General features: G+C 51.8%; 7 protein-coding genes. All 7 read right to left on the bottom strand.

The features are described 5' to 3' along the window. Nucleotides 1-115: 115 nt before the first annotated feature. The 7 genes from ACZ495_RS04090 to ACZ495_RS04060 all read right to left on the bottom strand — a co-directional run bounded on the left by ACZ495_RS04090 (nt 116) and on the right by ACZ495_RS04060 (nt 9,384). Entirely contained in the window at nt 116-1,336 is a 1,221-nt protein-coding gene (locus tag ACZ495_RS04090) for an MFS transporter (RefSeq protein ID WP_464262661.1), read from the bottom strand. Nucleotides 1,337-1,352: 16 nt separating this feature from the next. Then, nucleotides 1,353-2,489 carry an ABC transporter permease gene (locus ACZ495_RS04085; RefSeq protein ID WP_464262660.1) on the bottom strand — a complete coding sequence of 379 codons (1,137 nt, stop codon included), beginning with the start codon at nt 2,487-2,489 and terminating at the stop codon, nt 1,353-1,355. Next, nucleotides 2,489-3,442 carry an ABC transporter ATP-binding protein gene (locus ACZ495_RS04080; protein ID WP_012624967.1) on the bottom strand — a complete coding sequence of 318 codons (954 nt, stop codon included), beginning with the start codon at nt 3,440-3,442 and terminating at the stop codon, nt 2,489-2,491. Before ACZ495_RS04080 ends, ACZ495_RS04085 begins: the two co-directional genes overlap by 1 nt. After that, a complete protein-coding gene (locus ACZ495_RS04075) occupies nt 3,439-4,392 on the bottom strand; it encodes an HlyD family secretion protein (RefSeq protein ID WP_394027391.1) in 954 nt (317 codons plus the stop codon). Before ACZ495_RS04075 ends, ACZ495_RS04080 begins: the two co-directional genes overlap by 4 nt. An 87-nt stretch (nt 4,393-4,479) precedes the next feature. Next, complete coding sequence (locus tag ACZ495_RS04070) at nt 4,480-6,747, bottom strand: TonB-dependent receptor (RefSeq protein WP_464262659.1); 2,268 nt, start codon at nt 6,745-6,747, stop codon at nt 4,480-4,482. Nucleotides 6,748-6,813: 66 nt separating this feature from the next. Beyond that, nucleotides 6,814-7,248: an ExbD/TolR family protein gene (locus ACZ495_RS04065; RefSeq protein WP_296986429.1), complete on the bottom strand. Its 435-nt coding sequence runs from the start codon at nt 7,246-7,248 to the stop codon at nt 6,814-6,816. 921 nt (nt 7,249-8,169) lie between these two features. Further along, nucleotides 8,170-9,384: an isochorismate synthase gene (locus tag ACZ495_RS04060; RefSeq protein ID WP_464262886.1), complete on the bottom strand. Its 1,215-nt coding sequence runs from the start codon at nt 9,382-9,384 to the stop codon at nt 8,170-8,172. Between the last annotated feature and the right edge of the window lie 176 nt (nt 9,385-9,560).

Raw genomic sequence — 9,560 nt, 5'->3', positions numbered from 1 at the left:
GTCGAATCACCCCATGGTTGAACAGGGCAGGCTGGTGAAAGCTCACCCCCTGACGGCGCGTGACTGGCCATTGCCTGGTTAAAAGCCAATAAGCGTTAATGCATTGAGATTGCTGCTACCGGCACCTAACTCGCTTTGATATATAAAATTTTGCAACAAAACCTGCCAAAACGGCACAGCCGATAGCTCCGAAAATTGCGCCGACATAGCCCAGACGTCCGGCCATGACCATGCCGAGGCCCCCCGTACCCATGGCAAAAAACTGATAAACGCTGAACTGCACAGTATAGTCAGTGGCAGGACTTTCTCTGGATGCGCGATCCATCATCAGCGTGCTCAGCATGGTGACGGAAGGTACGTAACCCAAAAAATGTATAACAACAGCAAAAACTACCGCCATGGTTGAAACGTGCCCCTGCACGACGAATAGCACGGCAACAACACTCAGAAATTGCATGACAATGCAGTAGTTCATAGTCTTGCTGCGCCCGAAACGTGAAATCAGCCACCCCGCAAACAGGCTGGAGGCAATACCCATCGCGGGGCCAAAAACATTCACAATGAGACCAATGCGCTCCAGCGGCCACAGGCTGTCCACAAGAAATGGCGTTAAAAGGCTGTAGGCAATTGTGATACCCACAGGAAAAAGCAAAAGCATGGCCAGCCAGCTAAGGCTACCCGGTTGCTGCCAGAAAGTGACAAGGCGCGTTGCCACTTGCCAACCTTTTCGACTTTGAATTTTAAATTCAGGTTCAACAAAAAATATCAGCTGTGCTAACGAGATGGCGGTTCCCGCTGCCAGTATCATCACTGCTTTCTGCCAGCCAAGGCTCGGGTAGGCCATAAGAACAAGCCCAGCCCCTACCATAAACCCGAACATGCCGCCCGCAGTCTGTATGCCATTGCCCATGCCCCGCTCCTCTTCCGTCAACAGGGAACAGACGAGAGCATCCGTTGCTATGTCCTGCGTAGCGCCACAAACAGCCATGACGATGCAGAGCAGGTAAATGGCGCCAAAATCTGTCGTTACATCCAGGTTGGCGAGAAAACATAATACAACAACCATCAGAGACTGCATCAGCAGCAACCAGCCACGAAAGTGACCGATCCTGGGCGTAAACCGGACCCTGTCCACCAGGGGAGCCCACAGGAATTTGCAGGCACCGATCATACCCAGAATATATACCGAACTGACCTGCTCAAGCGACGCTCCCTGCCCACGCAGAATGGCAACCAGGGCCACTGAAAAAAAGCTTAGCCCAAGAAATTGTGTCGTATACAGACTGGTAATCAGCAACCATACGGAAAGAGGCTTTCTGGAAAGGACATGAAGCATGAACGTACCTGCGAAGTTAATCCAACGTGCGCCGATAGCAGCGTATTGAGAGAGCACAAACAACACCAAGAATCAGAACGAGCGCCCAGAAGTCGCCCCAGACGTCTCCCAGCGTATTCCCCTTGAGAAGAATGCCGCGCACTATGCGCAAGAAATGCGTTACGGGCAGTATTTCGCCAAGCCATTGCGCCCATTCCGGCATGCCCCGGTACGGAAACATGAAACCGGACAGAATGATGGAGGGCAACAAAAAACCTGACGAAGCCTGGTTGGCCTGCATCTGATTCTTGGCAATGGATGAAAAGATGAACCCCAAGGCCAGGTTGGCACAAATGAACACCACGCACACCATAAACAGCAGCAGCATTGAGCCAAGCATGGGTACATGAAAGAGCACCCTGGCCGCCGTCATGATGACAAGAATCTGGCCGAAGCCTATCAACAGGTAGGGAGATATCTTGCCCAGCATCATTTCCAGCGGCCGGATAGGGGCCACAAGCAGGCTCTCCAGCGTGCCCCTCTCCCGTTCGCGGGTCATGGCTATGGAGGTCATCATGATCATAGTGGAGGAAAGAACCACACCAAGTATGCCCGGCACCACACTGAAGGCTGATTCATTTTCTTCATTGTACCGGCGATGAACCAACAATTCATAAGGTGCGCTGCCCTGCTTCAGTCCGGCCAGCGGCCCCCGCAGATCTTCGTCAATGGCCCTTGCCGCCAGACCTGACAGCGCCCCGATGGCTGCGGACGTTGCAGAAGGATCAGTGGCATCAGCTTCAATCAACACCTGCGGGCATTCGCCCCGTGCAACCCTTCGTGAAAAATCAACGGGAATATTCACCACAAACTGGGCAGCCCCGTTGGCCAAGGCGCTACGCGCCTCATCCTCCGTGGCATGACGGTTGGTGATGTCAAAATAGCCCGACACTTCCAGTGTGCTGACCAGCGACCTGCTCATGACTGACTGGTCAGCGTCTACCACAAGGGTCGGCAAATGCTTCGGGTCTGCATTGATGGCATAGCCGAATAGAAGGATTTCCATCAGGGGCACGCTGAGCAGCATGGAAAATGTCGCCTTGTCGCGCCTCATCTGGATCAGCTCCTTGGTGAGCAGCGCAAAGAACCGATGGAAGGAAAAACCCGCGAACATCAGGATGACTCCGTCATTGTTTGTTCTTTCAAGGCCCGGTTCATAAGCAGAATGAACAGGTCTTCCAGCGAAGCATGGGCATCAGACCAGGCAAGGGCGGGATCGTGCCGCCAGGGGGCAATGGCTTCAGCAAGCAGGGCAACGTCCGCACCACCCACGTGCAGGTCATTGCCAAATGGAATGACCACATCAATATTGCGTTGCGCCTCAAGCCGTTGCGCAATGCGGGTGAGTACCGACGGTGCAAAGCCCGACTTAAGCCTGGCGGAATACATCTTGAGCGGAAAACGGTCGATAAGTTCGCGGCTTGTTCCGCAGGCGAGCAGTTTGCCATAGGCAATGTAAGCGATGCTGTGGCAGCGCTCTGCTTCATCCATATAGTGGGTTGACACCAGCACGGTTATACCTTCGGCCGCCAGACCATGAATTTCTTCCCAAAACTCCCGGCGCGCAGTGGGATCCACTCCGGCCGTAGGTTCGTCAAGCAACAACACCTTGGGCTTGTGCATCACGCAGTTCGCCAGGGCCAATCGTTGTTTCCAGCCTCCTGAAAGCGATCCGGCCAGCTTGCTGCGCTGCTCCCACAGGCCAAACCTGCGCAGGACTGCCGCCGTTTCACGCCGCACGTTGTCCAAACCATAAATGCGGGCCGTGAACGCCAGGTTTTCTTCAAGGGTCATGTCTTCATAAAGCGAAAATTTTTGGGGCATATAGCCCACCTGCAGCTTGATCTGATCCGCCTGTGTCAGAATGTCATAACCAAGGCAGATGCCGCCTCCCGCATCCGGGGTCAGCAAGCCGCACATCATCCGGAGCGTTGTTGTCTTGCCGGATCCATTGGGACCGAGAAAGCCCATTATCTGCCCTTCAGGCACATCAAGCGTTAAAGACTTAACTACGGCAATCTTACCGAATTTTTTTGTAAGGCCACGTACTTCAATGGCATGTTTCATTTTTGAAACACGACCTTCAACGGTTGCCCGGGGCGAAGAAGTCCCACAGAATTCAGGGGAACGGCTTCTGCCAAAAACACAAGCCGCTCTGACTGATTACGGGAATAAAGAACAGGAGGCCGGTAGGAAGCTTCGGAAGCCACATAGCTGACCTTAGCGGAGATACCGTTGCCGCACCCTTCACACTGCAATGTAATTTCAGGATTTTCAGCTACCCAACCAATCTGCTCAGGCGAAAGAAAGAAGCGTGCCTTGACGTTTTGCGGCGGCAGCAGTTCAAGCACTGCCTGCCCACCCGCTACGGTTTCCCCCGGCCGGAAAATAATGTCATTGACCACCGCATCTGCGGGCGCCATGGCCTGACGCAGGGCCAAGTCCGCTTCGGCCCCTCGTACGGCGGCCAAACGATACTTCAATGTTTTCTGGGCTGCCTCAATTTCACCATCGCGGCCAATGCTTTGCTGCCCCAATCGTAACCGGCTTTCAGCGGCAAGAATTTTTGCCTTGATTACCTGTTCTTCCGAGCGCAGCCGTTCTACTTCGTCAAGCGAGGCAGCTCCGGCCCGGCTCAGACCGAACTTGCGGCGATAGGATTTTGATGTATAGGCAAGCTGGGCTTTCAGCTCCTTGATTTCAGCTTCAAGGGCGCTGATTTCGTCATTACGCACTGTAGCCTGCAAGTTGGAAAGCTGGGCTTCTGCCACGTCAAGTTCTGATCGGGCCTTGTCCAGCGCGGCCTTTTCCCTTTCGCTATCCAACGTAAAAAGAACTGTCCCCTTGACAACGTGATCGCCGCGCTTCACCAAAACATTTTCAACAATGCCGCTTGCAGGAAGTGAAATCCGAACAAAATCACCTTCCACATAACCTTGCACTTCCCGGTCCGAATGTCCGTTACAACCTGCCAGCAAAACCGCTATGGCCGCGGTTGCCAATACTGCACACTTCATCCCGTTCTCCCCACAGCAATAAAATGTGCCCTCCACGCACTGCACAGGCGCAAGCCGCGCAGAGAGCACATTTCGAGAGGTATCTAGCTAGAATTTTTTGGTGAAGTTGATACCGAACATCAGCGGGTCAATAAGACTGACCACAGTATTCTGGTCATGCGTGGCATGCATTCCGTTCATATATGTCTGCGATGCAGTGGCCGCCTGGTTCAGAAGGTTTCTGCCCCAGAGGTTCACCTCATAGGAGTCGTTGCCCACCCCGATGTTCATGTCAAAGGTGCCGTAACCTTCTTGCTCAAGCTTGTTTTCGATGTCATAGTAGTAGCTTGAACGGTAACGGAAAGTCAGGTCGACGCTCGCCACCAGATCGTCCCAAGGCAACTCAAATTCGTAGCCGGCGTTGGCCCGCCCCGTGAACTTTGAATGGTACTGTTGCTGATTGCCGCTGGCGTCTACAGATCCGCCATACGTTCCGGGAGCATTGCTGAAGTCGACGTAGGTGGCATCAGCATAGCCAGCGCCGATGCCCACATGAATTCCGTTGTCGAACTTGCCCATAATATCCATTTCAAAGCCGTAAGACTGGCTTTGAGGAGCATTGACAATACCGGTGATGCCGGTAGCAGAGTCATAGGACATTACCTGCTGGTCTCTCCAGTCGATGTAGAAAAGAGCGCTGTTCAGGGTTACACGACCATCAAGAAAGGTATTTTTCATACCAAGTTCATAGCTGACGGTAGTTTCCTCATCGTACTTGAAACCAGGCTTGTTGTAGAACAAGGAAGTGGAAAAACCGCCGGACTTGTAACCGCTGCTTACACTGAAGTATATATCATTGAATTCATTAAAACTATACTTAAGACCACCGCGTGGCGTCAGGTATATCTTATCCCATTCGCTGTCATAATCCTTGACCATGGTCAGGCCGGGTTGCTCCCAGAAATCCCTGATATAATCCTCACCAAGGTTGGAAGAAGCGTCAAATTCATACGATTTCTTGTCATACCCGATGCGAAGGCCGCCAAAAATCTGCCAGTATTCGTTAAAGTCGTAGGATGCGTTGCCAAATGCTGCTACAGACCAGGCATTTTGCTGTCCTCGCAGATCCAGAGTGGCATGGTCGCTTTTCGCAGACCAGGGGAAGAATGGTGAGCCTTGATCCCACGTATTTGTCAGGCCGTTTCTGCGATCCATCCTGTTATAATCAGCATAAACGCCTGCCACATACTTGAAGTCCTGATCTTCAGGAGAAGTCAACCGAAGCTCCTGAGATATCTGCCCAAAGCTTTCAACAAAGTTACCGTGGTCGCGGAACTGAAAATTCTCAAAACCAAAAGCATTGAAGCGGGCATTTGTAACATTGAAAAAGCCCACCGGCGCATAGCTTCCGTCATAGTCCATTGCCGTGCTGCGGTAACCGGTGAGAGAGGTCAGCTTGTAACCGCTGTCAAAGTCATGATTGATTTCAAGCCTGGCGCCGCCGGAGGTGATGCTCCCGCCAAGCGGGTCTGCAATATTGTACGAACGGTCGCCGTTTTCGTAGTCGGCCAAGGTCATGACCGCGCCGTCCTTGCGGTATTGCTTCTGCAGATCGGCGCTGAAATCGGCGGTAGTATTTTCGCCAAGCATCATGAACCAGCTCAGGCGTCCCTGATAATTGTTTTGCTTGCCTACATTACCGCCCCGATCGTTATCCCACACGTGACCGTACTGGTCGTAACCAAAGGCAGCGCGCACAGCGGCCTTGCCGTCCCAAAGAGGAGTGTTGGCCATAACCTCAGTACGAAAATGCTCCTTGTTGCCCGCGCCAACGGTTATGCGCCCTTCCTGTTTGCTGGGATCAGCTTTCTTGGAGGTGACATTAACAGCGCCGCCAAGAGTGTTGCGGCCATACAGGGTGCCCTGCGGACCACGCAACACTTCAACCCGTTCCACGTCCAGCAGATTGTTCAAATAGCCGTGGATAAGCGTAAGCGGAACACCGTCTACAAACACGCCCACGGAGGGATCTGTTTCAATTTCTGCAGAACCCACACCACGGATACTGAAATACGGCGACATGGCCCCCGCCACAGAACCCGATGAAAACATGGCATTGGGCGTTGCCGCCAGCACATCTTCAACCTTTGTAATATGCGAGGCCTTCAGATCATCAGCTGTTGTGACCTCAAGGCTCATTGGCACGGCATTCAGTGTTTCTGCCCTTTTCTGGGCAGTAACCCGCACGACATCAAGAGTGATTCCTTCTTCAGACTTTGGCTCCACGCCTTCAGCAGCGAATACCGGCATGGCCAATGCCGAAAGCAGCATTGAACACAGACCAACCACAGAAACAATCCTTGCTCTACCTACCATTACCCCATTCTCCTCTGATATTTCGCATTACAGGACACCAGTTGAGGCTAATGCCATGACGGCAAATTATTGTGCTTTCTGTGGAGCCGATGTGACAAATGAGACCTTTGTCAGGCCAGCCTGTTGCATCAACGCAAGTACACGGGCGATATTTGTGTATCGTGTAGTCTGATCTGCATGAAGATGAAGCCGGGTGTCGCTGCCTGCTCGCACCCCAAAACCCTGAAGTTCTACAAGCCGGGCTGTTTCAGTGAAGGGCTTACCATTAAGGCTGAACGCACCTGCACCGGAAATTTCTATGGTGACGTCATTTTCCTGCAATTGATGCTTCTGGGCATTTTTTTTCGGCAAATCCGGTTTGAAGGCCTGGTGAATGACCGGCGCGGTAATGATGAATATAATCAGAAGCACCAGCATGACATCCACCAACGGCGTAACGTTGATACCGTTCATGACCTCTTCGCCAATTCTGCTTGTCAGGCTTTTTCCCCCGCTGATCATAATACCTCTCCCTATGGGGATTACCGGACAAAAAGTAGACGTTGTCCGATCACAAGATAGGTTTGAATATCCTGGGCGAACATGCCCGGTTCGGGGGCTTGCGCAAGCGACGGTTCAACAGCATCAGCGGGCACCTCATCTTCAGGCACAACGGTAATCGACGGTGATGCGCAAGTTTTTTTGAGCCCCCTGTCGGTCGTGCCTCCGGTAAAAAATACATGCTGCCACAAGAACAAATGCATGGATCACAAAAACTATAATGAATGCAGACATAACTCTGTTGTTAAACATGCTCTGCATAATTAAATTAATAAACTATATTTTTTTTAAATTTTACTGTAAAATATAGTTATTTTTCATAGAAATTACAAAAATAATACTTCAAAATAGTATATAATAAATTAAATTAATTGCATTTATCTAATTTTTTTATAAAACACCATCAAAAAATAATTATTAAGACCTTGAATAACAGTCCACAGTCAAAATACGATATGGATACATACTACTATTGAATTTGAAATTCAAAGTCAATACCGGCAGAAAATTTTCCGCTGCTTCCATGTGAGGACAGTCCGTATTACGCCTTTGATCAAGTATCCGGCACACGCACCAAAACCTGCCACAGCAGAACAAACGGCGGGCAAGCAAATATATTTTTGACGAAAATGAGCATTCCCTTCGTCTGCTGAACTGAAAAGGGTTGTGCACCATGCCAATATGCCAGACATCGCCCGCAAAAGTTTGGGGAAAACTTTTGCGCACAGCCACATCCCTGGCGGCATTTTCGTTCTTTAGGGCATTTCACACTTGAAACGCTCTACAAGGATTTGCCTCCAAATCCTTGTAGCCAAATGATTGCAGGGCGGCTTTGCCGACCGTTAAGCAATCATTTGAAGCGGTAATTCCTCTAATATTCCTTCAAATGACGAATTCAGCACCTTGGGCCGGGCACAGGCCATTGAGCATGGTTGAAAACTTGATCCAGGTCTCCTGATATTCCTTTTCAGGATCGGAACCTGCCACAAGGCCACAACCGGCAAAAAGAACAGCCTCATTCCCCTGTATTACCCCAGAGCGGAGGGCAACCATAAACTCACCATTTCCCTCGGCATCAAGCCAGCCCACAGGCCCGGCGTACCATCCCCTGTCAAAACCTTCATGGTCGCGCAAAAATGCCAGCGCGGAACCGGCTGGAACTCCTCCCACCGCTGGTGTGGGATGCAAGCGTGCAATTACATCCAGGAGACTCTTGTGGGGCAAAATATCCCCTCTAAAAAATGTGACGAGGTGTTGCACCGTGGGCAGTTTGTGTAGGCTTGGCGAAGAGTCCGCTTCAATCCTGCTGCAGCAGGATTGAAGCGCCTGTAGCACTGCCTGCACCACGAAATCGTGCTCCAGGCGGTCCTTGGGAGAAGTCAGAAGCGCTTGCCCCAACCTGGCGTCTTGTTGGGGGGTCTCACTGCGGGCAGCACTTCCGGCAAGAGCCATGGTCCGAAATGTTCCACTATGGGCAGTGATGAGTATTTCTGGCGTTGCGCCGACAAAGTAGGTTCCCTTGCGACCAAATGCGAATATGGCTGCCTTGGGATTAGCAGAGCGCAACCTGTCGAGAATATCTGGCAGTGTGAAAGGATCTGTGGCCTTGGCCTTGAGTGTGCGAGCTACCACAATCTTTCTTGCATCACCCTGTGAGATGCTATGCAAGGCTGCATGGACCAGAGCGCACCATTGTTTTTTTGCATTTTTTGGAATGAGTACCTGGACATGTGCGTTCCTATGCGTGGGATGTATGGCATTGCCGCCAGCCAGACCTTCCCAAAGGGAAAGAGCAGCTTCTGCCCGAGCAACAGCATCTGAGCCAGGGAACATCTGCTCCGCAGCTATAACGCGACAACAATCCCGCCCGTATTGCACGACAGTCAGACGGGGAACAACCAGCGCTCCGTCTCCAAACCCTGGCCATACTGAAGACGCGGGCCGCGCGGCGTCAAACCGAAATCCCCCGAAAGCCACAGGAGGCGCATCCCCTTCAATCACGGCGTGCCTGACAGCATCGTGCCAACAAGCTGAAATAGTTGCGAATCTGTCCTTCCCCTCCCCTGTGCACTCAAGGGCAGCACCAAGGCCGAGCATGGAACTTCCTGCCAGACCAAGCCAAATATTTGCATCCATCTGTGAAGAATAACGTGCAAATACTGAAAACATATCTATGCGGGGGACGACTATGCTCGCTACGGCAAGGATGGCTCGCTCCAGCCTTGCGGCAGACTCACAAGCTTTGTGCATGGCGATGCGCAGAGGCTGGCGTA

The sequence above is a fragment of the Desulfovibrio sp. GTC20076 genome (assembly GCF_055385905.1).
The sequence above is the reverse complement of the archived record's forward strand: the minus strand, read 5'-3'. Positions and strand labels throughout refer to the sequence as shown.